27 protein-coding genes and 3 pseudogenes are annotated in these 24,212 nt (G+C 39.9%); 2 read left to right on the top strand and 28 right to left on the bottom strand.

The features are described 5' to 3' along the window. Nucleotides 1-644 precede the first annotated feature (644 nt). From DW963_RS10195 to DW963_RS13775, 3 genes are read right to left on the bottom strand one after another with little or no spacing between them, the layout of a single operon-like run. Entirely contained in the window at nucleotides 645-1,049 is a 405-nt protein-coding gene (locus DW963_RS10195; RefSeq protein WP_117915554.1) for an arsenate reductase/protein-tyrosine-phosphatase family protein, read from the bottom strand. After that, the gene (locus DW963_RS13780; protein WP_278320271.1) at nucleotides 1,042-1,356 is read right to left on the bottom strand and encodes a DUF5714 domain-containing protein; all 315 of its coding nucleotides are present in this window, start codon (nucleotides 1,354-1,356) and stop codon (nucleotides 1,042-1,044) included. Before DW963_RS13780 ends, DW963_RS10195 begins: the two co-directional genes overlap by 8 nt. After that, a complete protein-coding gene (locus tag DW963_RS13775) occupies nucleotides 1,314-1,595 on the bottom strand; it encodes a DUF5714 domain-containing protein (protein ID WP_286169303.1) in 282 nt (93 codons plus the stop codon). Before DW963_RS13775 ends, DW963_RS13780 begins: the two co-directional genes overlap by 43 nt. Nucleotides 1,596-2,258: 663 nt before the next feature. Here DW963_RS13775 and DW963_RS10180 point away from each other — a divergent pair. Further along, nucleotides 2,259-2,648 (top strand): hypothetical protein, encoded by a 390-nt coding sequence (locus DW963_RS10180; RefSeq protein ID WP_117915550.1) that lies wholly within the window; start codon nucleotides 2,259-2,261, stop codon nucleotides 2,646-2,648. Nucleotides 2,649-2,764: 116 nt separating this feature from the next. Here the strand turns inward: DW963_RS10180 and DW963_RS10175 are convergent, their stop codons facing one another. The 8 genes from DW963_RS10175 to DW963_RS10140 form a co-directional block, all read right to left on the bottom strand. Then, complete coding sequence (locus DW963_RS10175) at nucleotides 2,765-4,387, bottom strand: glycoside hydrolase family 43 protein (RefSeq protein WP_012739883.1); 1,623 nt, start codon at nucleotides 4,385-4,387, stop codon at nucleotides 2,765-2,767. A gap of 380 nt (nucleotides 4,388-4,767) precedes the next feature. Further along, nucleotides 4,768-6,144, bottom strand: coding sequence for a sensor histidine kinase (locus DW963_RS10170; protein WP_117915547.1), 1,377 nt, complete (start codon nucleotides 6,142-6,144; stop codon nucleotides 4,768-4,770). Then, on the bottom strand, nucleotides 6,132-6,794 hold the full coding sequence (locus DW963_RS10165) for a response regulator transcription factor (protein ID WP_015512795.1): 663 nt from the start codon (nucleotides 6,792-6,794) through the stop codon (nucleotides 6,132-6,134). Before DW963_RS10165 ends, DW963_RS10170 begins: the two co-directional genes overlap by 13 nt. A 14-nt stretch (nucleotides 6,795-6,808) precedes the next feature. Further along, a complete protein-coding gene (locus tag DW963_RS10160; protein WP_005330844.1) occupies nucleotides 6,809-7,549 on the bottom strand; it encodes a lantibiotic immunity ABC transporter MutG family permease subunit in 741 nt (246 codons plus the stop codon). A 1-nt stretch (nucleotide 7,550) separates the two neighbouring features. Beyond that, complete coding sequence (locus tag DW963_RS10155; RefSeq protein ID WP_117915545.1) at nucleotides 7,551-8,282, bottom strand: lantibiotic immunity ABC transporter MutE/EpiE family permease subunit; 732 nt, start codon at nucleotides 8,280-8,282, stop codon at nucleotides 7,551-7,553. Next, nucleotides 8,275-8,988, bottom strand: a complete 714-nt coding sequence (locus DW963_RS10150) for a lantibiotic protection ABC transporter ATP-binding protein (protein ID WP_117915543.1) — start codon at nucleotides 8,986-8,988, stop codon at nucleotides 8,275-8,277. The genes DW963_RS10155 and DW963_RS10150 overlap by 8 nt, the downstream gene beginning before the upstream one ends. Before the next feature lie 419 nt (nucleotides 8,989-9,407). Further along, entirely contained in the window at nucleotides 9,408-10,013 is a 606-nt protein-coding gene (locus DW963_RS10145; RefSeq protein WP_117915541.1) for a TetR/AcrR family transcriptional regulator, read from the bottom strand. A gap of 28 nt (nucleotides 10,014-10,041) precedes the next feature. Then, nucleotides 10,042-10,395, bottom strand: coding sequence for a dihydropteridine reductase (locus tag DW963_RS10140; RefSeq protein WP_117915539.1), 354 nt, complete (start codon nucleotides 10,393-10,395; stop codon nucleotides 10,042-10,044). Between the two features lie 449 nt (nucleotides 10,396-10,844). On the opposite strand from DW963_RS10140, the gene DW963_RS10130 reads away from it, so the two are divergent. Continuing rightward, a complete protein-coding gene (locus DW963_RS10130; protein ID WP_117915535.1) occupies nucleotides 10,845-11,084 on the top strand; it encodes a DUF6061 family protein in 240 nt (79 codons plus the stop codon). Here DW963_RS10130 and DW963_RS10125 read toward each other — a convergent pair. From DW963_RS10125 to DW963_RS10050, 17 genes and pseudogenes are all read right to left on the bottom strand, one after another. Then, the gene (locus tag DW963_RS10125; RefSeq protein ID WP_117915533.1) at nucleotides 11,076-11,261 is read right to left on the bottom strand and encodes a hypothetical protein; all 186 of its coding nucleotides are present in this window, start codon (nucleotides 11,259-11,261) and stop codon (nucleotides 11,076-11,078) included. The genes DW963_RS10130 and DW963_RS10125 overlap by 9 nt on opposite strands. A gap of 256 nt (nucleotides 11,262-11,517) precedes the next feature. Then, a pseudogene (locus DW963_RS10120) lies at nucleotides 11,518-11,928 on the bottom strand (transposase); the annotation flags it as partial. A gap of 98 nt (nucleotides 11,929-12,026) precedes the next feature. Continuing rightward, entirely contained in the window at nucleotides 12,027-13,382 is a 1,356-nt protein-coding gene (locus DW963_RS10115) for an MATE family efflux transporter (RefSeq protein WP_117915531.1), read from the bottom strand. Nucleotides 13,383-13,583: 201 nt separating this feature from the next. After that, on the bottom strand, nucleotides 13,584-14,744 hold the full coding sequence (locus tag DW963_RS10110; RefSeq protein WP_353652811.1) for an MATE family efflux transporter: 1,161 nt from the start codon (nucleotides 14,742-14,744) through the stop codon (nucleotides 13,584-13,586). Further along, a complete protein-coding gene (locus DW963_RS13770) occupies nucleotides 14,731-14,880 on the bottom strand; it encodes a nitroreductase family protein (RefSeq protein ID WP_286169304.1) in 150 nt (49 codons plus the stop codon). The genes DW963_RS10110 and DW963_RS13770 overlap by 14 nt, the downstream gene beginning before the upstream one ends. 189 nt (nucleotides 14,881-15,069) lie before the next feature. Further along, a complete protein-coding gene (locus DW963_RS14050) occupies nucleotides 15,070-15,255 on the bottom strand; it encodes a MerR family DNA-binding transcriptional regulator (protein WP_117915529.1) in 186 nt (61 codons plus the stop codon). Between the two features lie 3 nt (nucleotides 15,256-15,258). Further along, complete coding sequence (locus DW963_RS14045) at nucleotides 15,259-15,924, bottom strand: MATE family efflux transporter (RefSeq protein WP_353652810.1); 666 nt, start codon at nucleotides 15,922-15,924, stop codon at nucleotides 15,259-15,261. 77 nt (nucleotides 15,925-16,001) lie between these two features. Continuing rightward, nucleotides 16,002-16,616 (bottom strand): MATE family efflux transporter, encoded by a 615-nt coding sequence (locus tag DW963_RS14040; protein ID WP_353652809.1) that lies wholly within the window; start codon nucleotides 16,614-16,616, stop codon nucleotides 16,002-16,004. Nucleotides 16,617-16,949: 333 nt separating this feature from the next. Continuing rightward, nucleotides 16,950-17,351 carry a helix-turn-helix domain-containing protein gene (locus DW963_RS10090; protein ID WP_199669381.1) on the bottom strand — a complete coding sequence of 134 codons (402 nt, stop codon included), beginning with the start codon at nucleotides 17,349-17,351 and terminating at the stop codon, nucleotides 16,950-16,952. A 102-nt stretch (nucleotides 17,352-17,453) separates the two neighbouring features. Next, a pseudogene (locus DW963_RS13765) lies at nucleotides 17,454-17,543 on the bottom strand (class B sortase); the annotation flags it as partial. 186 nt (nucleotides 17,544-17,729) lie between these two features. Then, a complete protein-coding gene (locus DW963_RS10080) occupies nucleotides 17,730-18,605 on the bottom strand; it encodes a MerR family transcriptional regulator (protein WP_117915525.1) in 876 nt (291 codons plus the stop codon). Between the two features lie 263 nt (nucleotides 18,606-18,868). Beyond that, a complete protein-coding gene (gene lysS / locus DW963_RS10075) occupies nucleotides 18,869-20,656 on the bottom strand; it encodes a lysine--tRNA ligase (protein WP_353652814.1) in 1,788 nt (595 codons plus the stop codon). A gap of 329 nt (nucleotides 20,657-20,985) precedes the next feature. After that, on the bottom strand, nucleotides 20,986-21,462 hold the full coding sequence (greA, locus tag DW963_RS10070; RefSeq protein WP_022097996.1) for a transcription elongation factor GreA: 477 nt from the start codon (nucleotides 21,460-21,462) through the stop codon (nucleotides 20,986-20,988). A 106-nt stretch (nucleotides 21,463-21,568) separates the two neighbouring features. Next, nucleotides 21,569-22,533 (bottom strand): annotated as a pseudogene (gene dusB / locus DW963_RS10065) (tRNA dihydrouridine synthase DusB). 2 nt (nucleotides 22,534-22,535) lie between these two features. Next, nucleotides 22,536-22,868, bottom strand: coding sequence for a DUF6145 family protein (locus DW963_RS10060; protein ID WP_012739898.1), 333 nt, complete (start codon nucleotides 22,866-22,868; stop codon nucleotides 22,536-22,538). Further along, nucleotides 22,855-23,868: a biotin--[acetyl-CoA-carboxylase] ligase gene (locus DW963_RS10055; protein WP_117915523.1), complete on the bottom strand. Its 1,014-nt coding sequence runs from the start codon at nucleotides 23,866-23,868 to the stop codon at nucleotides 22,855-22,857. The genes DW963_RS10060 and DW963_RS10055 overlap by 14 nt, the downstream gene beginning before the upstream one ends. Beyond that, entirely contained in the window at nucleotides 23,865-24,149 is a 285-nt protein-coding gene (locus tag DW963_RS10050; RefSeq protein ID WP_117915521.1) for a hypothetical protein, read from the bottom strand. Before DW963_RS10050 ends, DW963_RS10055 begins: the two co-directional genes overlap by 4 nt. Nucleotides 24,150-24,212 lie beyond the last annotated feature (63 nt).

Here is a 24,212-nt window from a genome sequence, read left to right as displayed (position 1 = left end):
CATCAGAAGAAGCAAGCGCTCCTGCGAATATTCTTTTTTTCATAATTTCCCTCCTAAAATTATTTTATCATTGAAGTAGAATGTTGAAGTTTCATTACATTTGCGGTGCCTCAACACTCATGGATATATTACTATTTTAAACATTTACAGTCAATTGGTTATTGTGCAATTTGCAACAAGTGAACAAGTTTTTTTTTTTTTTTTGTGCAGTTTTCACATATGTACATTTCTGTGTTTTGCCTGTCGTTATTTTGCATAACTGTTCTTTTATCAGGTGCATTGGTCTTAAGCATATATGACATACATATTTTCTTAGCAGTGTTTCTTGTCGCAGCTGTTTCATATCTATATTAGCTATGTGATTTATCTGCATTAGTTTTCCATGGGCTTTTCTCTTTTGCAATGACATTGGAGCTTTCTTATGTATCAGGCAGGGTTCTTTTTTGTAATGGATTGTTCTTTTTATTACGGGGGTAAGGTCGACTTTCTTGTGGGGATGGAGGGGGAGATGTGGCTGTGCGGGGTGTTTTGGGGCGATTACATTGCCTTGTTATTTATATACTGCTGGATGTACAGAGTCACCGCTGTATCTCCTGTATAACTTAAGTTGTTTGTGAAACGGACAATCTGGAATCTGATGCTCTCTACCTCTTATCCAATCCATTTTTTAATTTCAAAATATCTTTTCTGATTTTTTCAATGACTATCTTAAATTCCTCATCGCTTTTCCCGGTTGGATCTTCAAGTTCCCAATTATCATCAAATGGTCTGCCTATAAATGGACACCCTACATTACATCCCATTGATATTGCAATATCCGGATCTGGAATATCACTAACCAGCTTACTGAACTGTCCTTCTGCTTCCATATCTATATTATATAATTCCTTCATAATACGGACAGCATCCTGATTAATCTGTGGTTTTGTTTCTGTCCCCGCCGAATAACTTTGAAACACATCTGATGCCAGATGTCTTCCAAAAGCCTCAGCAATCTGACTTCGGCAGGAATTATGGACACAAATAAAAGCTACTTTTATCTTACTCATAAAATGGACACCTCTCCTTTATACATTGCTCATTAAAATCTGTGAATCCGCATTGCATTTGTTCGTATTGCAATGTTACTCCATAATGAGCATTTACATAATCTATACCATTCTTAAATGCTATCATTGCATCTCTCTTGCAGCATCTTGGTCCGTTTATGGTTCCTAATTCTCCAATTGCTTTCGAGGTAAACTGCATATGATTTCCCCATGTTCCATCCGTTGAAAGCGGACCTGTTCCGTCGATGATTGCTAGTGCAGCACCTATAGATGTGATTGCTCCGCATATTCCCCATAAACCGCACATTGCCCCGGGCATCCTAATGCCTCTGCCATCAGCCTGTCCAACGCCTGTTCTAAGTCTATCTCTCCACCTGCGTTTTTGTAGGCTACAAGCAAACTTGCACCATCTAATATATGGTGTTCCGGTCCATGAATACTGACATATTCCTTCTCTGCAATCCGCTTAAAAATGACAACCGGATTTGTTCCCCGTTCTTTCTTTATATCTTTTGCAATCAGTTCTGCTTTTTCTTTTACTGTCATAGAAACCTTCCTTTCGCCTTATGAGATTTCACCTATTTTATTATAACTCCCCTGTTCTACAATCAGCTGTTGCTGGAAAAAATTTTGAAAATCGTCATGGTCATCTGCTTTTATCAGAATTAGCGATTCACCTTTAAAAGAATCGCAATTCCACAATAAATCAATCGAATATTTTTTTAACATTCGATATAAGAATTAAAATCGAATACTTGATTGATTACTAACAGTACAATAGAAATAAGTCCAATTGTTCGATAAATTTTTCTACATATATCAGAAAATGGTATATTCATATGTACCATTATGAATTTAGCCCATATATATCCAATCATTACATTTCCTAAAAAGAGCCATGATCCGCTCAGAAATACCAAAACTTTGATAACTATATTAGAACTGCCCGCAAGATAATAAACGCAATAGTCAGAAATATTGGCAATCCCTATAGTTACCATCATTTGCTGTAGAAGTCGCATATCTCTGTCGTACTCCGCTTTTAAAAATACCGATTTGTAAATTTCTTTAATTCACATAGACACAGTATATCATAATTTCTGTGCCTATGCGATATCTTACTGCTTCTTTCAATCATTAAGCATGTGCAATGCCGCAGCATTTCTGTTATTTACAATATTGTATATGATAAACAGAGAAGTATCTTTTATGTCGATGATGCTGTATATAACTATTCAGACATTTTCAACAATATTTCTTGTGGTAGCGTACCTGATTCTGATAAAAAAGAAAAAAGAACTCCTGTCGTCAGATATGAAACCGGTTTATGTAGACGATGATGAATATTGGAAAACAGGATATTATTATAATCCGAATGATAATCATATTCTTGTGAAGAATCGTATGTTTGATGGTAATTATTCATTTAATCTGGCTAATCCCAAAGCAAGATTTATATGCGGCGGACTTTATATAGTTATAAAAGCAGCTGTAGTGTATACGCTGGTTGTGTTGCTTCCATTTTCTAATGTGAAGTTGAATGTAGATATTTCATCAGAAAAAATGAAGGATAAGTACAAGACTGGTATGAACAGATAAAAAAGATACATACTGACATTGAAACGGATGAATAAAAGACCAATTTTTTAGGTAGGATAAGACACCGCAGACACATTTAATGTCTGCGGCGGAAGTAATTCAATATGTTTAGCGGATTACAGTTTGTAATCAACATCAGGGTTTATGGTGAGTGCAACACCGGTTTCAAATGTACCGTTACCGTTTTCGGCAAAAAGTGAAAATAATGTTCCTGTAAAAGTCATTGTACGTGTACCCTCCGTGCTGAGTCCGGCATTAAGTCCTGAACCGATTTCATGGCAGGCAATTTTTGCATCAAGATTCGTTGTATCAGCAAGGGCATAAGAAAAAGTATATTTTTCACGGTCAGTATCTATTTTTACAAGAAGATTGAGATTTTCATCTTCTTTAGATATAGGAATATGTGCAAGTTCTGCTCCCATGTCGTGTATATGTTTATAAAATCCGACATATTTTCCGCTTTCATCGCTGCCAACATATATTTCATAGTGATAATCGTTGTTATAATAGGCAGCAACACCAAATCGTTTTGCTGTACTGTCTTTTATTTTTAATACAGCTTTAAGTGATGTTGTAAATTCCGGCTGCTTAAATGAAAGAACAGTCGGGGATTTACCTGGTTCATTCAATGTGATATCAGTACCTCTAAGCGTGAGACATCCGTTTTTACTGTCATAAATATAATGAGACATATCAGGATTTCTTGTGAACTGCAGGCGTTTGTCAATGGCATCGCGGTGGAAGTCAATATTGACGCTATGGTCTGCATGTAAAAATGGCCTGCCTGTTGCATCGTCTGTTATTGTATTAGCAATTGTCTCTGGCTCGTTCATGCCCGGAAGAGGTGCATCCATTACAAGTTCAATAGTCCCATTTCCGTTGTATCCGACAACAGGCCATCCGTCTTCATTCCATGTGACAGGTGCAAGAAAGGTTTCACGACCGAGATTGTGAAGAAGTGCATGGCTGAAGCGTCTTATTCCGAGGAATACAAGCCACCAGTTTCCGTTTGCATCTTCAACAAGGTCAGCATGTCCCGTAGCCTGAATTTCGGATTTTTTATACTCTTTATGAGAAATAATAGGATTGTGTGGACATGGTGTATAAGGACCGAATACATTTTTTGAACGCTGTATTGTTTCGCGGTGAGCATATTCTGTTCCGCCTTCCGCAATCATCAGGTAATACCAGCCGTCTTTTTTGTAGATATGTGGACCTTCTGCACATTGACCGCCGCAGCCAGTGCTTATAAGGTGTTTGTCGGAAAGAATTTCGCCTGTCATTGGATTAATTTTAAATGCAACAATACCTCTTACACCGTCAAGATTACCGGTTGAACAGTAATAACAGCAGTCATCATCATCCCAGAAAAGTGATGGGTCTATACCACCTTGGTCAATCCATGCAGGGTCGGACCATTCTTTGTTTATATTGTCTGTATGGACAACAAAGTTTCCTTTATCGGTAACATTAGTTGTTATCATATAAAACATTCCTTTGTGGTGCCTTATTGTAGGTGCATATATACCACCGGAATTTCGGCAGCCTTCAAGTTCAAGCTGCGAACGTCTGTTAAGGCAGTATCCGGTAAGTTCCCAGTTTACAAGATTGCGGCTGTGATATATTGGTACACCGGGGAAGAATTCAAATGTAGAATTAACAAGATAAAAATCATCGCCAACGCGGCAGATGCTTGGGTCGGGATTGTATCCCGGAATAACAGGGTTTTTAAAAAGCATAATCTTATCACCTCAGAAAAAATATTGCATATAAAATAAAAATTAAAGTGCAGTTATATAAAATTCATTTAATAATTTATCTATAGAATATATTTATTGAAAGATAAATTCAAGGTAAAAGTGTGTCACAAATTATTTAATTTACAGAAAAACTTTTGACAAATCTGACACATAAATTTTGTATGTAACGTATATGGCGCTTGTTTTTAATCAGAAATAATTTAATATATGAAGTGCATGGCGGCAAAGTAGTTTACTTGAAATATGCCTCCTTCTTCCATGAGATTACAGCAAACGTAGTAGTAATGTCTATCAAAAGGCTTTTACATATTAGATAAAAGCATGTAAAATTTCTTTTACATAGCTTAATTGCGGTCTATTTAGCTTGTTTCTTGACTACTCAGGAAAAATATTTCTACCCTCGCCCCACCTGTATTTTCAGAATTTGAAAGTTTAATACCTCCACCATAATTTTCAGCCACAGTTTTTGCAAAAAATAGTCCCATCCCATAATGGGCTTCGCCATTTCTACTTGTGTCATCCATAAAAAACTGCTCTGTGCCATGCAATAATGCTTCTTTTGTAAATCCTGATCCGCTATCCTCCACAATGAATGTCAGCCGGCCATCCTGCTCCTTTGCGTCAATATAAATGATTCCATTTTCTTTTATATGCTCCACTGCATTCTGAATAACATTCATTACGGCTCGGAACATTGGATCATAAGCAATCGTTACCTTTTTATCACTTTGTTCCGCCTTCCAATCTATCTTCTGGTGATAGATTTCTACCAGTCCGAGTGCCTGTTCCTTTATATCTGCGAAAAAATCTTCTAACCTCACCGTTGTATAGGTAACATCACTGCAATTCCATGATTTTGTGACATCTATCAACTGTTTTACATAACTTTGTATCTGTGTTGTGCCGTTCAAAACATAAGTGATATTTTTCTTCTGTTCTGTGGTCAGTTCAGTCTCTGAAAGTAGTTCTGCATTTCCCCGTACAATCGTAAGAGGTGTTTTAATATCATGCGCCAAAGCAGACATCTGCTGTTTCTTTTCCTGCTCTGTTTTCCACTGCTTTTCTAAAGATTCTCGCAATGCATCTCGCATATCATCGATTGCCGATAAACAGTCATCAAACTCTTTGATACCGGAACAGGATGTCTCATATTCCAGATTTTGATCCTTTATTTGTCCGATTGCGTCTAATACAGGCTGCATCTGCTTTTTGATTCTTTTTCCAAAACGTATGGACGGAATGATGATAATCGCTACCGCTCCAATCACAGACATAATAATCATCACATTCTGTGGTCCTATAAAATGCTCCCTCAAAAAAGCTGAATGATATTGAGGTGTCAGGCGATATTGCAATACAACATATTCATTTTCCCTTACAATTACTTTATAAAAATATTTCCCGGATGCGTTTCCGTACTTTGCAACATTCCATGCTATCTGTTCGTATTGTTCTGACAGATCTCCACCTATTTTCTCTCCATTCTCTGAAAAGATTACATAATCACAAAGTGCGGGAATCATCTCAGCAGTCACTTTATCTGCACGTAGAATCGTATCATATGCTTCATTAATCTTTTGCTCTGCATAATTTGCCGGATAAATACAGCCCACACTAATCAAAAGGTACAGCAGCAGATAAGCAACAATCACCAAACCAACTAATGATCCAAGCATGACCAGTACATATCTCATAAAAATCCTGCTGAGTGCATTGCTTCTCTTTACTCTTCCCATTTATATCCAATCCCCCAGACTGTTTTTATCGGCATATAATCATAATCCGCAAATTTTGCTCTTATATTTTTGATATGCGTGATTATAGTACTGTCATTACTCTCATTGTCAAAGCCAAAGACCGCTTCCAATATCTGTTCCTTCGAGAAAACCTGTCCTCTGTTTTTAGCCAGAAATTCACAGATTTCGTACTCTGCTTTCGTAAACGGAAGTTCTTTATCATCCATCAACAGTTTCTTTTGAGACATCTGAATGCAGACTCTCCCTAAAACCATCCGGACAGAATGTTCCCTGTGCTCTCTCCGTAGATGCGCGTTGATCCTTGCCCGAAGTTCCATCACTCCAAATGGCTTTGAAATATAATCATCTGCTCCTAAAGAAAGTCCGTTTACCAGACTGTTTTCCTCCGTTTTTGCCGTAAGAAACAAAATCGGACAATCCACAAGTGCCCTGATTCTTTTGCATAATTCGAAGCCATCAATTCCAGGCATCATAATGTCCAGTAAAATCAGGTCATAACGATGTAATTCTTCCATATTAATTTTTAGTGGATTACTTACTTTGGTAACCAGATGTCCATCCTTATTCAAAATGCTTTCTATCATTTCCAAAATTGCCGGTTCATCATCAACTGCCAGTATTTTTGCCATAGTTTCCCTCGATTCTATTCCGATATTCTGTTTCCTTCCCAGTGGTTTACCCACCAAAAATAGTATACCATACTAATCCCTGTAAATATTAAGCAACCTGGTATGAATGACAACCATTCACCTACACTAGTTTCTCCCAATACAGATTGCAGATAAGTATATGGTACTCTACCCGTCCAGCAGACAAATACATATTTCCACACATAATCTCCAAGTCCGGTAAGCATCAATGCACTAATTAGTCCTGATATAATCCCTGCTCCAATGGATACCCCTTTTCCAAACTGAAAAGCCAGAATCAGCTGCCACAGATAAAGTGGAACACTGCTTCCCCACAGCAGCAATGCTGCAAATATACATCCTTTCATGATTTCGATATCGCTTGATGCGATTCTTCCAAATCCAATTCCGAATATGATTGCTGTCAATAGGATAGAGCACAGACACAAAACCAGTAGCATCAACAGTTTCGATAAAAATGCTGCAGGTTTATCCGGTAAAGACAACAGATTTTGAAAATCACCTGCATTTTGTTCCTGTTCCATCACACTTGCTGTAAAAATTCCAATAAGTACCGGAAGTCCTGCTCCTATTGCCTGATAAAATGCAATCACTTTCATATTTTCATTCCATGGTGAAAAAAAGTAATATATTAAAAATATAACGCTGGTTATAATCGGAATCAGTAAGTGTGCCAGAATCACAGATGTTCCTTTCATCTTTCGCAAGTCTGCATTAAGAGATCTTCCAATCATCTTATTTCACCTCTCTTCTCTCAAACCATTTCAAAAACAGAACCGTTAAAAAAACAAACCAGATGATTGAGAGACACATTCCCGAAACAATGACTCCCGTATCCAAAAGAGGATTCCCTGCTTCTGCGGCAAGTCCATTTGGTAAAACATGAAGCAACGGGCACATCATTCGCATAGGGATTGCAGAAACAAGTACATACCAGATTCTGGTTTGTGATATTACCACACCGCTGACGGTAATAAATAGGCAGACGAACAGGTTTACAATCATTCCAAATCGTTCACTTAAAAATAAAGCTACCGGAATCTCCCATAACTCAGAAACCGTTAGAAACAATACTGCAATCAACGCTCCTCCAACTGGAACATGTGTCGTTAGAAGAAAGCCTCCAAGCGTTGCTCCTGCAAACACAATCACATTAGAAAACAAAATCATGTACCCAATATAAATAATTTTCCCCAGCAACAATTTTCTTCTGTCTGTGGGAATAGTCATTAAATGATAGTATTTTATCTTTTTCTCCTGCGCCACAGAAAGATAACAAAATAGAGCAATCATCCCCGGCAGCAAAAGTGTATACCACCAGTTCCAAACACTTTCTGCATAAGCATTTGTCATCCCAAGAGTAAATATAAATGCCATGACAAATGTAAGAAGAGGAAATCCCCAGATAAACTTTTTTCGCATGGTTCTTTTGGCTTTTTGATGTTCTGCTTTTATAATATTAACCATGGATTTCACCTGCTTTCTGGTTTTTCCTTACTACGTCCATAAACAGTTCTTCAAGATTCTGTCCCTGATTCAATGCTCCTTCGTATCCTAAGATTCCACCTGAAATAATCCCGACTTTATCTGCAAGTAACTGTACCTCTGAGAGAATATGACTGGAGAGAATTACCGTGATTCCATGTTCCGGAAAAGACCGGATCAGCTCTCGTAATTCCTCGATGCCTATTGGATCTAATCCATTCGTAGGTTCATCCAATATCAAGAGTTCCGGTTCTCCAAGCAATGCCATTGCAATTCCTAGTCTTTGTTTCATTCCCAAAGAGAACTGCCCAGCTTTCTTCTTTCCGGTATTTGTAAGTGATACAATCTGCAAGACCTCATCAATTCTGTTTTCATCTGTACCAAGCAATAATTGTCTTACTTTCAAATTCTCTCTGGCGGAAAGATTTTCATAAATAGGCGGATTTTCAATTAACGCTCCTATTTTTGATAAATCTTTCCTATCCAAAAGTTTTCCATCAAAGTAAATCTTTCCTGCAGTTGGTTTCATCATACCAGTTAACATTTTCAATGTGGTAGATTTACCAGCGCCATTCGGTCCAAGCAGTCCATAAATCTGTCCCTTTTCGATATTAAGCGAAACATTATTTACCGCTTTCTGTTTTCTAAAATATTTACATAGATTTTGTGTCTGTAACATCATTTCCATCTTTACTATCCTTCCTTCTATATTTCATTTCTTACTGAAATATAACCTAACAGAAAAAAATAAAGATTTGATGAAGATTTATTCCCGTATAGAATAAACCATCAATTGAATATCATTATCAGAACTCGGCTTTCCACTAAAATCAGCAAAGCTGTTACAAATACGAAGTCCTAACTTACCGAATATCTCCGTTATTTCATCCAAACTATATAACCTTATAGGATTTCCTTCTCCCATTCAAAAGCAGATAATGTAAGTCCCTTTTCTCCTGCATCCCATAACTTGCAACCTCCTTGTGCTTAGAGTATATGAAGTTTTGGCTTTATCTTGTAGTTTGCGAATATCCGTATAAATAGAAAAACCCCTTTGAGAAAAGGATTTCTCCTCTCTCAAAGGGCAAGTTGGCAAACTGGAAGTTGTCAAACAGCGTTCGTTGTTTCGCTTTGTGGCATTTTTACACACTGCTGAATCACACCTGTAACATACGTAATGGAATCGGTGCAGTCGTTCTTGAGCCATTCTGAGATAATTGCCATCAGTCCCCGAATATAAAAGGCCATGATATAAGGTCGATCTTGCTGTAGTACACCGTAGCGGTCGAGAATCGGCGTAAACACATGACGGAACATCCTATCATAGCTTTTATCCATCCCCAACACCGCCGCATTTTCTGTTGCTATGCGGAACAGTTGCTTGTTATTCTTAATGTAGCTGAGGTAAGGTGTTAAATAATCCGGCGTAATTAGATATAATTCATCCCTCGGGCAATTCCGCAGCTTTGTAGAAAAGGCATCCGAATCTTTCTCCATAGAAGCAAGAAATTGCTCGTTCATACGACCGACACTCTCCGAGAGCAGGTCTGACATCGTTTCATAATGCAGATAGAAGGTGGAACGATTGACCCCTGCTACTTCACAGATTTCTTTGATTGTAATATACTCAAAATCCTTTTTTGCCAGAAGAGTCAGAAAGGCTTCGTCCATTCTGGCTGCGGTAGCAAAATATCTGCTTTCCGATCTATTCAATCGTTCTCACCTTCTTTCGTGTTGTTGTTTACATCTCGCTGATTTCTTTTGCCAGTTCCATGATTTCAAAAGCGTATTTATGCTTGCCCTGTGCCAGCAATTTTTTGTAGATGGGGTAATTAACGCCCATGCCCAGTAGCCCAATAATGCCGACAATCACGCCGAGGACAAACATAGTGGTGCTACCGCTGCCGATGACCTTCATGGAAAGGCACATTCCAACACCGGCTACCAGCGCAGTGATAATGCCGAAGGTATAGGTAAAAACGGTTGCGGGAAGCTTGGCTTTTGCATCCAGCTTGCGAAGAGCAATCACCTTGGAGGTGTCCTTGAGTGCATATTCGTTTGCGAGTTGTTCTGCATAGATTTTATCTGTATTCATGGCTTGTTGCCTCCTTCATTTGATGGTTTTATTCTACCAGCAAAGAACGGGCAACGGAACAACACTGATGGCAGTTTGTGTTGAGTTCAAGAATTGTGCAAATCCCGATTGAGATTTCACCTGTTTTAAGAAATTTAATAACTGTTATATTTTGTTATTAAATTCTCCGCAAAACATTGATAACACTGGATTTGTCGCAGGTGAGCTTTCCCTTATTGTTTTCCTTGTGTTATATCGTCCCACCAGTGTTTACGAACTCTGATAAGGGAAAATACAAGGGCACAAGAGGTCCGGTGGACCTCTGCTCTGTGCCGACCGAAGCGGCAGCGGAGACCAAAAAAATTATATAAAACAGTATAACACAAAATAGAAGTGACATGGTGAACTGATTGAAATGCTTCTGATTTTTGTAGCAAATAATTGATTGAACGATAAGGAGATAAGATACGATGAGAACAATATTTGCAGAATATAATCCCGGACGAAACAGCATTGATGTTTATACCAGTGCAGACTATATGCTTCGCATTGACTGCTGGGAAGCAGAAAAGAATTTGAGAACCACACCCAGATCAGATTGTGCATTAAACACACTTGCTATTGATGAACCACTTGAATATGTACGATTATATTTGGACGGGAATATGCAGATGTGGGTAGATGCAGAAGATTCATTAGAACTATGGTGATTTTTCGACGGTGTGAAATTTTTTCTGTAAATTCAGATCTTCTATGATAATTGATGGCTTAACAGCAAATCTGAACGTACATTTACTCTTGATCATCCGGCTTATTTTCAACAGCACTAAGATTACCTTTTTTAACTTCTTGTCATAATACTCGTCCGATACAGATAAGTTATCCATCTGATTTGCCAGCTTGTTCTTGGTGCCTCTTTTTCCTATAAAAATACGATTTTTAAGCTACTATTTATTAAAATAAATGGGATGTTCCAAAATTGGCGTACTTTAATAAACCTATATAGGTTTTAAAATTTTTATTTTGATATTTCTAAATTCAGGCACTTTTTAAAGGAAATAAATGTCTCCAAACGAGCCTTCAGCCTGAATACTCCGGTTCACCCGATACAATACCCCTTCATCAGATATGATTCGTTCCAAATTTTGTAACGGCTTTTTTCCATACGAAGGTATATTTATTGGCATTTGCCTCAATCTTGGTACCATCAATAAAGATAGTTTCACCAGATATTTCACCTAAATCAAAAAAAATATTTGAAACTTCTGCGAGAATACGCTTAGAACAAGGGGCAAAATGAATGCTTCTGAATCGTGCAAGTGTTGCATGGTCAGGTGCAGAATGCCCTTCTAAAAGAAACATGAAATTGATATCTCTTTTGCAGTTTAATTCCATAGAACGGGATGAATAATCACCATTCATGTAAGAGTATAAAACAATCTTCAAAAGTGTTCTTGGCGATAAAGAATTTATTCTATCATAAGTAGAATATAAATCAGTCAAATCCATCTCCTCTACAAACTGACTGAGTAACCGCACAGAATCATTCTTAGGAGAAAAAGGGGCACCGCACTAATTTCTTAGTGCGACATCCCCTTGATTGCCTATCTGCAAAGGCAGACGGGGCTGTCAACGGCGGCGCAAAGCAACGTTCATTTTACTGTTGACTGGCTCAGCTGGCTTTTTGCTATTGCCTTGTAGTAAACACAAATAGAAATGATTGCTGTAATCGCTTCCGTGATCCAAAACGCATTCCAGACGCCAACCGCTCCGAAAAGCCTGCTGAGTAAAAATGCAGTTGGAATGATAACCACAACATACCGGCAAAGTGAAATCAGTAATGAAGGAATGCCTTTTCCAAGTCCCTCCAGTGCGCCGGAAGATGTAACGGAAACCGCCGAGACGATAAAACCGGCGCCGATGATACGCAGGGCTGTTTTCCCGATCTGGATTGTCGCTTCTGTGTGGGTAAACAGCCCAATAAGCTGGCCGGGGATTAGCAGACATATTACTGTCCCAAGCACCATAATGATACCGCTCATGCACAAGACGATTTTATAAATCTGGCTGACTCTTTTGTTCTCCCCCGCACCGTAGTTATAGCCGATCAATGGGCGCATCCCCTGAACAATGCCATTAGCCGGAAGATAGATGAATGTCTGCAATTTATAATAGATTCCCAAAACCAGAATATACACTTCGGAATATACCGCCAAAATAGCATTAAGCGCCGAAATCAAAAGAGATGGGAGCGCAAGATTCAAGGTTGCAGGAATGCCGATGGAGTACAGCTTTATTACCATCTTTTTGCTGAGCAAAATGTACTGCCTGCGGATATGCACGCGAATTGGCCGCACAAAATAAACGACCAGATAAATCGCAAGCGTCAAGGCCTGCCCGATGCCGGTTGCCAGCGCAGCGCCTTCGATTCCCATTTCAGGGAATGGACCATAGCCAAAAATCAGAATGGGGTCTAAGACAATGTTTGTTATACACCCACACATCAAGCTGATCATGGTTGTTTTCATGTTTCCTACAGCTTGGAATAGTTTCTCGAATGTAACACCAACAATGATAACCAATGTAAAAGCGAACGCAATAACAGAATAGTGGACGCCAAGTTCAATCACTGTCTTGGATGAAGTAAACATTCCTAAAAAAGCCGGCATCATTGTAATACAGCAGACTGTCATAACAATGCCGTGAATCATGGCAAGCACAAGTCCCTGCGTGGCAGCTTGATCTGCTTTTTTGTTATCTCCAGCGCCTAGATAGAAGGCGATCACTGCGTTGATTCCAACCCCAAATCCAATTCCGACAGCATTGATAAAATTTTGAACCGGGTAAACCAGTGATAATGCCGTCATAGCTTCCTCGCTTATCTGCGCGACGAAAAAGCTGTCGATAATGTTGTATAGAGAATTAACCAGCATGGATAAAACCATAGGCAGGCTCATGGATAAAATCAACGGCAATACCGGTTTTTCTTTCATAAAAGTATCGTTCATCATTTCTCCTCCTTGGAACATGTTATAAGATATTTTTGTGGCGATGCCATGCCATTATTACGAGCGCAATGAGCATAGTGGCGGTTTCCGCAACAGGAAATGCAAGCCAGATTCCATTCAGCTGGAATAATTTGTCCAGACACCATAAGGCAGGAACAAGGAAAAGCAGTTGTCTGCATAATTGAATTGCTATGCTGGAACCTACTTTTCTGTCGCCTGAAAATAGGTGGAAATCATGGTAGAGAGACCGCAAAACAGATAGCTTGCCGCCATAATTCGCATAGCGGATATTCCAAAGGAGCGCATGGCTTGAGACGCTGTAAATAATTCCAAAAGCTGTGCCGGAAAGAAGTTGACGGTCAATGTTCCCAGTATCATCATACCGGAGACCAAAGCGGTTCCGTATCGGAAAGCGGAGTGCAGCCTATCTCTGTTTCCCGCACTGTAGTTAAACCGCATAATAGGCAAACAGCCCTGAATCAAGCCGTTTACTGTCATAACGATCAGCTGCTGCACCTTAAAATACGCACCAAAGAATGCAATCGCCGTATCGGAATACGCCACCAGAAACAGATTGACGAATGTCACCATAAACGAACTGAGGGCATTCATAATGAAAGATGGTAAGCCAAGGGTGAATATACGGGCAATCATCCACTTTTGTATATGAAATTCTTTGATCTTTATCCGCACTTTTTGCTTTTTGCCCAACAGCAAGGCAAATGCCAAAATCATGGATAACAAATAGCCCGCAACAGTAGCCACCGCAGCGCCACGGATTCCCATAGCTGGAAAAACACCAATACCAAAAATTAGTAGTGGGTCAAATACAAAATTAACGACCACTCCTGCAATCTGGAACCACATAGGAGCAACCATGTTCCCAGTAGCCTGTATCATCTTCTGGATTGCGATATGCACCATGTTGGGAATTTGCATGAACGAACATACGCTCATATAGGCAATACTCAACTGATAAATTTCTTCGTTATTGGTGAATGCCCCAAAGTAGGGTTTCATAATCAGCAATGACAGAAGATTGAGCAAAGCACCAATTCCAAAGGTCAGTAGCAATCCATGTGTGACGGTAGTATTTGCCTCATTCTGCTTTCTCTGTCCAAGATACCCTGCAATCAGTACATTCACGCCAACGCCAATCCAGATAGATGCCGCATTCATCAAAGTTGTAATGGGAAACGACAGGGAAACAGCCGTCAAAGCATTTTCACTCAGCCGCGCTACAAACGCGCTATCTATCAGATTATAGGAATATTGCAGAAACATGGAAATCAGCGGCGGTATCGACATTTGCCAGATAAGTTTTCCAACGGGCGCAACCGCCATTTTGTTATTGGTTTGCATACTTTCCCTCTCCTCCACAAATTGTCCGAACAATATAGTTTTGTTTGCGTGCTGCAGGCTGACCGGCTTCCAGTACAGCGTCCAAAGCCTTGGAGGGGACAGGTTCCGATTTATAAGCCCGTACACTACGGCGCATCTTGATAAGAGACAAAAAATTATTTTCCATACAGATATAGTTCTCCATTCTGCTAATACTTCCGAGATACAGGCAGCAAAAAAAGCCACACAACTATCACAAGATAGCTGTGTGGCAAAAAGATGACCGAATCCGGAAAAGTCCACTAAAATTTTACGTTTGTTATTATAGCGAACCCGAAGGAGACTGTCAAGCATCAATCATCACAGAATTGTGGCCATAGTCTATGAGCGTGATTTCTCGCGAAAAACCAACAATCTGTATCTGTTTTTTTGTGATGTAGTCAAGGAGCTTTTCATAGTGCCGCAAACTACTAACACTAATATGAAACAATTTTGACACTTCACCTATTGAGAAGAGATTTTTCCGATCCATATTTTACTCCTCCACCAGAACAAGTGTTGATTTGCGCCGCATGACTCCAAAGGCGATTAGGCAGATCACGACCGATATCAGTGAGCCTGCCGCAGTAGCCAGTCCCATCGGGAAAAGCGTTGCCGGGAATAATTTTGAAGTAACATAAACGCCAGGCACACGCATCAATACAATAGCGAGAATATTGTGTAAAAACGACAGGCCGGATTTCCTGCATGCGCAAAAAAAGCCGCTAAAACTAAAATGAATGCCAGCAAAAATACAGTCAAAAATATAACCACGCAGATACTGGCCGCCTAAACGGACCACCGCCGCTCCGTCCACAGTGCCGGGATCGGTGAACAGCGAAACGATGCCTTCCGCTGTAAACTGGATCGCGATAGAAACAAGCACGCCAAAGCCTGCGGCGAGCATCACCGCATAACGCAGCGTTTGAATGGCCCGCTCCGGTTTGCCCGCACCGATATTTTGCGCTCCCAAGGCAGAAACGGTAGACAGCATAGAGGAGGGGACCAAAAAGAGGAAACTGATCACTTTCTCCACAATCCCGACCGCCGCTGCGTCATTCAGTCCACGCTGATTGGCAATAATCGTGATAATAATAAAAGCGACTTGAATCAGGCCGTCCTGAAACGCAATTGGGATGCCGATCCCCAAAATTTTTTCCATGACCGCACGGCAAGGCTTGAAGTCGCTTTTTTTCAGAACGATGCTCCTGCGTTTCAAAATAACGGTAAGGGAAACAACTACACTAATTGCCTGAGAGAAAGTTGTACCAAGGCTGCGCCCGCAGACCCAAGGTGCAGCACACCCATAAAAAGATAGTCTAAAGCGATGTTGGCAGCACAGGCTGTGGCAATAAAGCACATCGGGCTTTTGCTGTCGCCCAACCCTCGAAAAATAGAACTGATGATGTTGTAGGATGTAATAAACGGAATCCCGATAAAGCAAATGGTCAAATAGGTGACCGTACCGCTCACCGCATCCGCTGGCGTAGACATGGCAACGACAATGGGATGAACAAGGGATAACAGGATGGCCGTAAGTGCAATGGAAACCACCAGAAACAATATTACCGTATTCCCGATGTTATGCGCTGCCTGTTTTCTCTTTCCTGCTCCCACTGCCTGACCGACGCTGACGGTTGTTCCCATCGATAACCCTACAATCATAACCGTAAGCATGTGCATCACTTGTGAGCCGATAGAAACAGCGGTAGTACTGGCTACACCCTCGAACTGTCCGATGATAAATAGGTCAGCCATGCCATAGAGCGTTTGAAGAAAATACGAGAGCAGATACGGCAATGAGAATAATACAACATTTTTGAACACACTACCGGTCGTAAGGTTCTTTTCCATATTGCCTAATCCTCCTTTTTGTTAAATTACCCGTATTATAACATCTACAACAGATGTAGAGTCAAGCGCTTTTCTTACTTTGTAGTACCGGTGAACTACCCATTGTCTAAAGCCAATGGGCTTCCTGCTTCGCAGACCGCGTGTCTCCGCTCCGCTTCGGTCGGCTCAAAACCGACGTTTACTGAACGTCATTCGCCTATAACTTTTAACTCTTTGTTCAATTCAGTTCGCTCCCTTTCTCGAAAAAAATAACAGCCTTACGTTTGATTTCGTAAGACTGTCTCATAATTTCTTTATTGAATTGTAACTGCTTAATACTTAAATATAACTGTCTTACACTCGCTGTTCAAAGACATCTGCCTTAACAAGAGCAATGCCTTCTGCATCATCTCCGAGAACAACTAATCTGTCGCCTTCATTTAGTTCAAATGTTTCCCTTGCCGCTTTCGGTATTATAATCTGACCTTTGCTACCGATAGTGACTGTCCCCCATAAATGCTTACCTATCGGGGCAGGAGCAATCTTTATATCACCAACTTTATTGTCCTGATGAACAAGTGAATCTATCGTAACACCATAGTATTTTGCCAGCTTGTCACACTTATCAATATCAGGATAAGTTTCTCTCTGTTCCCATTTAGAATAGGACTGTCTGGAAATTCCTATCACTTCTGCGACCTGTTCTTGCGTCAGTCCTTTGATATTACGAAAAAATATCAGGTTATCTGCCAACACATACATCACCTCCTCGTCTACTAATATTATACGTCCAAGAAAGTACACTTTCCACCATACAAACTTGTCAGAAAAGTGTTTTTAATGTTAATTTTACCTGCATTACTCAGATATCTTCTTAGCGACAACAACAAGCCTGCCATTGTTTCTTGAATATTCACAAGTAGAAAGAGAAATAAGCTTGTCGCCATACTAACTGTCTTAAATACTGCAATCACTTCATACCGGTGTCTGTACGTCAGTGTAGCCAAACCTCAACCTCCTTGTGCTTAGAGTATATGAAGTTTTGGCTTTATCTTGTAGTTTGCGAATATCCGTATAAATAGAAAAAGCCCTTTGAGAAAAGGATTTTTCCTCTCCCAAAGGGTAGTTTAACTTTTACTTAGAATTATCTTTTTTAATAACTAAGTTATAATTGCTATCATAATACAGTCCAAGTTCTCTACACATTCTATCGTTCACATTATCTAACGCTTTCTTATATTCTGCATACGTTGGAGACAGAACAATTAAATTAGGAATGAATATATCGTTATATCCTTTATTTTGTAACTCTTTCTGCATTTTTCTCTGTGCAATAAATGCTGGATGGTATTTCATTATACCGTTTTTCATTTTAGCACCTATCCATACTTTTTCTTTTAGTCTTTCATATTCACTTTCACTCATATCACGATAATAGGCTATCATCTCATCTGCGGTTCTAGTTTCTTGTGCAATCCCACCTATCATCTTCGCACCTATTCCCATAATAAAAGGAACTTTCAATGTCGTTTCATCACAATATTCTAATATATTCTGTAGTGCCTGCTTCTGTTCCAGAGTCTTCAACCTTACATTAAGAAATGGTTTGAAATGACTTTTAAAATAATCTCTTCCCGGTAGCAAAGACTCAATTGCATTTTCAACGGTTTGATAATCAAGTGCCTCATTTGCTTTGTCTGCGTCACCATCATCTATAAATTGCTTCAAAGCTTCAAGTTCTGAGTCTTTTAAAACTTTTTCCTGCACTTTTTCTTGATAAATACGAAGAAGAATACTTTTGTCGCCAGTTTCCAAAAGGCTCTGTATGTCTTTAATACTAATACCGAGTTTTCTATATACTGAAATCTTTTTTAAAGTTTCAACATCTTGTGCAGTATAGTTACGATAACCATTGTTATCTTTATCCACTGACAGCAATCCTTTTTCTTCATAATACTTAACTGCACGCTTTGTCATTCCAACCTCATTTATAATTTCATTTAATAACATCCGATGCACCTCCTTATGATTTATGTTGATAGTATAAGCGTATACGCTGCGTGCAGGTCAAGAGTTTTTCGTCTTTCTTCTAAAAATGGGCAATCCCGATTTCAGGACTGCCCATTCATTCTGCCAATTATGCGATTTTTTCTTGCTTGCACCGATTTCTGCATCAATTGATGTAAGTTTGATGTAAATCGCTGTTTTTTTAGTTTTTTATCAAATGAAGTACGTCCCGTCTATTTTGTAAAACGGTACATCTTTACATCATCTTAATAGAGCTTTGCACCTGCCGGAATGTGGTCATCTACCATCAGAAGATGAAGCTTTTCTTCGCCTTCTTCTTCATGAATAGCACTGAGGAGCATACCGCAAGAGTCAATGCCCATCATCGCTCTCGGTGGAAGATTTGTGATAGCAATAAGAGTCTTTCCAACCAGTTCTTCCGGCTCATAAAAGCTATGAATACCGCTTAAAATGGTTCTGTCTGTGCCTGTTCCGTCATCAAGAGTAAACTGTAACAGTTTCTTTGACTTCGGTACTGCAACACACTCTTTAACCTTTACTGCACGGAAATCTGACTTGCTGAATGTATCAAAGTCTACCATTTCCTCAAATAAAGGCTCTACCTTTACCTTAGAAAAATCAATCTTTTCAGACTCAGTTTTTACATTTTTTTCAGGTGCTTCAGAAGCTGTATTATTTACATCATTTTTCTTATTTACACCATCTAAGGACTTCATTGTCGGGAACAATAATACATCCCTAATCGCAGGTGAATCTGTAAGCAGCATAACAAGTCTGTCAATACCGTAACCGATACCGCCTGTTGGTGGCATACCTACTGCAAGTGCGTTAAGGAAGTCCTCATCTGTGTGCTGTGCTTCCTCGTCGCCGTTCTCTGCGTTCTTATCCTGCTGTGCGAAACGCTCTCTCTGGTCGATTGGGTCGTTAAGCTCTGAGTACGCATTACACATTTCCCATGTGTTAATGAAAAGCTCGAAACGTTCAACCTTCTCTGGATCAGATGGCTTCTTCTTAGTAAGTGGAGATATTGCAAGAGGATGATCCATGATGAATGTAGGCTGGATTAACTTCTCCTCGCAGTACTCCTCAAAGAAGAGGTTGATGATGTCGCCCTTAGTGTGACGCTCCTCGAACTCAATTCCTCTCTCCTTAGCAAGAGCCTTAGCTTCTTCGTCAGTCTTAATTGTATCAAAATCAACACCGGCGTATTCCTTAATTGCGTCATTCATAGTAAGTCTTCTGAATGGCTTTCCAAGGTCAATCTCAGTGCCGTTGTAAGTAATCTTAGTTGTACCGCATACAGTCTCAGCAAGATGTCTGAACATACTCTCAGTAAGTTCCATCATTCCTTCGTAATCTGTGTATGCCTGGTAAAGCTCCATAAGCGTGAACTCAGGGTTGTGTCTTGTATCAACACCCTCGTTACGGTATACTCGTCCGATTTCATAAACTCTTTCAAGACCACCAACGATAAGTCTCTTAAGATAAAGTTCTAATGAAATACGAAGTTTAACGTCTTCATCAAGTGCATTGTAATGAGTCTCAAATGGTCTTGCGGCAGCACCACCTGCATTAGATACAAGTGTTGGTGTCTCAACTTCCATGAAATCTCTGCCATCAAGGAACTTTCTGATTTCCTTGATAATCTTAGATCTCTTTACAAATGTTTCCTTAACCTCAGGATTCATTATTAAATCAACATATCTCTGACGGTATCTCATATCAGTATCTGTGATTCCGTGGAACTTTTCTGGAAGTACCTGTAAACTCTTAGAAAGAAGAGTAATCTCCTCAGCGTGAACTGAAATCTCTCCTGTCTTAGTTCTGAAGATGAATCCTTTGATACCGAAGATATCACCGATATCAGACTTCTTGAAGTCTGCATATGCTTCTTCGCCAATTGCATCTCTTGAAATATATGCCTGCATTCTGCCCTTAAGATCAGCAATGTTACAGAAAGATGCCTTTCCCATTACTCTCTTGAACATCATACGTCCAGCAAAGCTTACATTGATTGGAGAAGCATCCATAATAGCTCTTCTCTCATTGTAATCAGCAGTAACTGCTTCTCTTGCCTGCTGCTCATCTAAACCTTCAGTATTAACTGCTGGTCTGTCACCAAGAAGTTCCTTCTCATGTGCTTCATAGATGGCTCTGATTTCATCTGTGTGATGTGTTACATCATACTTTGTTATCTGGAATGGATCCTTTCCTGCGTCCTGAGGTTCTTTAACTTTTCCATACGAACCTTAATCTGCTCGTTAACGTCAGGCTGCTGTGCAGATTTATTATCTCCCATGAATGAGTATCTCCTTTTCTATACGTTACTGAAATATATCTTTATTAGTCGTTCTCTCAGAAATTAGTCGTTCTTTACAGATACAACTGTATATTCAATCTCTCCAACAGGTGCTTCTACCTTAACAGTATCACCCTTCTTCTTTCCAATAAGAGCTGCACCAAGTGGTGACTCATTAGAAATCTTGTTATTAAGGCTGTCTGCCTCTGATGAACCAACGATTGTGTACTCGATATCCTCATCAAATTCTACGTCGTGAAGTACAACAACGCTCTCCATCTTAACTACATCTTTATTCTTATCGTTATCCTGAATAACCTCACAGTTAGCAAGAATTGCTTCAAGTTCTGCAATTTCTGTTTCGATATCTCTCTGCTCGTCCTTAGCTGCATCGTACTCAGCGTTCTCTGATAAATCGCCCTGCTCTCTTGCTTCCTTTAACTTCTGGGCAACTTCCTTTCTTCTGACAACCTTAAGCTCCTCAAGTCTTGCTACTCTTTCGTCATACCCCTTTTTAGTAAGAAACTGTTTCTCTGCCATGTTCTTATCACCTTTCTATATATATGCTACACTAATATGCTTCTGCTCTACTAGAGAATAAAACCCCACAAGCGTCACAATATTATAAACTATCAGTTCCTGTCTGTCAATGCAGCCCTTCCAGTATCCTGTCCACCAGCGCATCAAACTGTTCCAGATTAGTAACCTGGTTAGCTTCATTTCTTAATGCCGCTGCGTGCTTGATTCCTGCTGTATACCATGCAAAATGTTTCCTCATCTCGCGGATTCCTGTAAACTCGCCTTTTATCTCACACAGTCCTTTGGCATGTCTCTTAATCATCTGGCACACTTCTTCAACAGACGGCGGTGCAATCACTGTCCCATTATTCATATATTCAGAAACCTGTCTGAATATCCATGGATTTCCTCTTGCTGCCCTTCCAATCATTATTCCGTCACAGCCTGTCTGTTTCATCATATTAACAGCATCTTCGCCGCTTTTAATATCGCCATTACCAATAACAGGAATTGATACTGCTTCTTTGACCTGTCTTATTATATCCCAGTCTGCATGTCCTGAATAATACTGCTGCCTTGTTCTTGCATGGACTGCAACGGCAGCCCCGCCTGACTCCTCAATAACATGTGCTATCTCAGGCGCATTTATACTATTCTCATCAAATCCTGCCCTTATCTTGATTGTAAGTGGCTTATCAAGTGCATCAGCCATCTTCTCGACTATTCTTCCGACAAGCACAGGGTCCTTCATAAGTGCCGAGCCTTCGCCGTTATTGACTACCTTTGGCACAGGACATCCCATATTGACATCAATTATATCAAACTCTCTTTCAGAAAGTCTCTTCGCTATATCAGCATGATATCAGGGTCTGAACCGAAAAGCTGCAATGCAAGCGGACGCTCCCCCGGCACCGTCTTCATCAGGTCTTCTGTATTCTTATTGTTATACAGCACTGCTTTGGCGCTGACCATCTCTGTACACATAAGCCCACAGCCCTGCTCCTTGCATAAAAGTCGAAATGGCAGGTCTGTTACTCCTGCCATCGGTGCCAATGCAATATTGTTCTTTATCTCAACATTTCCAATTCTCATAATTACTCCATGCCTAAGAAGAATACCTTGAAGAACATCTCAAGTGATTCAAGAAGTTCTCTCTTCTCATACTGATACTTCTTGACTAGCATACCGCATGCTATCTCGTCATACAGTAAATCGCCCTCGTCTGCTGATGATTTGAACAAAAGATTGCCCTCCTCATCGAATTCCATATCAAGTATTCCGCCTACTTCCTCTGTGAAAAGAACGCACATAATCTTTAACTCGTTCTTTACATCATCCGGAAGCTTGTCGAAATCAGGGTTAAAATAGTATTTCTTCTCATAAGAATTAGATACACATAAAACTACATTTTCATCAAACATATCCATATAATCCTCTCACAGAAACCTCTCCGGTTCTGATAATCTTCTCGCCCTCGTCTGTCTTAATGATAAGCTCGCCCTCATCATTGATTCCAAGTGCTTTTCCAACAATTTCCTTGTCAGCATATATTGCCTTGACGTCGCCGCCCTTATTGACAAGCATTGAATTATAGTCTTCTTTAAGCCCAGCCAGATTCTGTGTCTTAACAAATGTATCATAGTACTTTGCAAAGCTCTCTGAAAATGCGGCTACTATACGGCTTCTTTTCAGATGGTCGCCAGTCTCAAGATACAGCGAAGAAGCTGTTGCCTTGATTGAATCATCAAATTCTGTCGTATTGACATTAATTCCCATTCCGATAACCACATAATGTATGTAATCCATCTCAGCACTCATCTCTGTTAATATTCCACATACTTTCTTCTTATTAAGAACTATATCATTAGGCCACTTTATACAGCACTCTGCGTCATGTCCGTCCTCTGTAAGAACCTTGTGGATTGCCTCCTGCACAGCCATGGCTGCCACTATTGTAAGCATTGATGCATTGACTGGTGCAATATCCGGTCTCAAAAGAAGTGACATCCATATCCCACTTCCTGCAGGAGAAACCCAATTCCTGCCGCGTCTGCCCCGACCACCTGTCTGGCTCTCTGTTATATAAAGTGTTCCATCCGCTGCATTATCTCTCTCTGCCGCTCTCTTAGCTTCGTTGTTAGTAGAATCTGTCTCGTCATAATACACTACTTCGCGGATAATTCCGGTTGTACTGCCTGTATCCACACAGGTAAGCTGACTCATTATCTCGCCTGATGTAAGAATATCAGGATACTTTGTTATATGATATCCCTTATTCTGGACTGCCTCTATAACATAGCCTTCTTCTTTTAACTGGTTTATCACCTTCCAGACAGCCGTTCTTGAAACCCCCAACATATTGCACAGTGCCTGTCCTGACACATATCCATCTGATTTTCTCAAAACATTTAAAATCTTAGTCTTCATACCATTACCCGCCATGCTATTACTGCCATAAGTAGAAGTCCTAACGTAACAACTGTAAGAATAACGCCTGACACCGTTCTGTCGCTCATGAAATTTTTCGCAGCCGTAAGACCGTTTACCAGTGCTCCAAGGAAGAATTCAACTGCAAACAATATGCCGCTTCCGCTTCTTAGAAACAATATGATAATAAATACAATTCCTATTGCAAATGTGAGTGCTATATTGGCATAGTCTATGAGCATCTTGCTCTTTCTATACGCGCCACTCGTTGTATAATACATAACGCCTCCATAATAAATATCTGATGAATTACAATTTCATGCTGTGTCGTCCCGATTTTGGAC

The sequence above is a fragment of the Eubacterium sp. AM46-8 genome (assembly GCF_003466705.1).
Lineage (GTDB): Bacteria > Bacillota > Clostridia > Lachnospirales > Lachnospiraceae > Lachnospira.
This window is presented reverse-complemented; position numbering and strand designations above follow the sequence as displayed.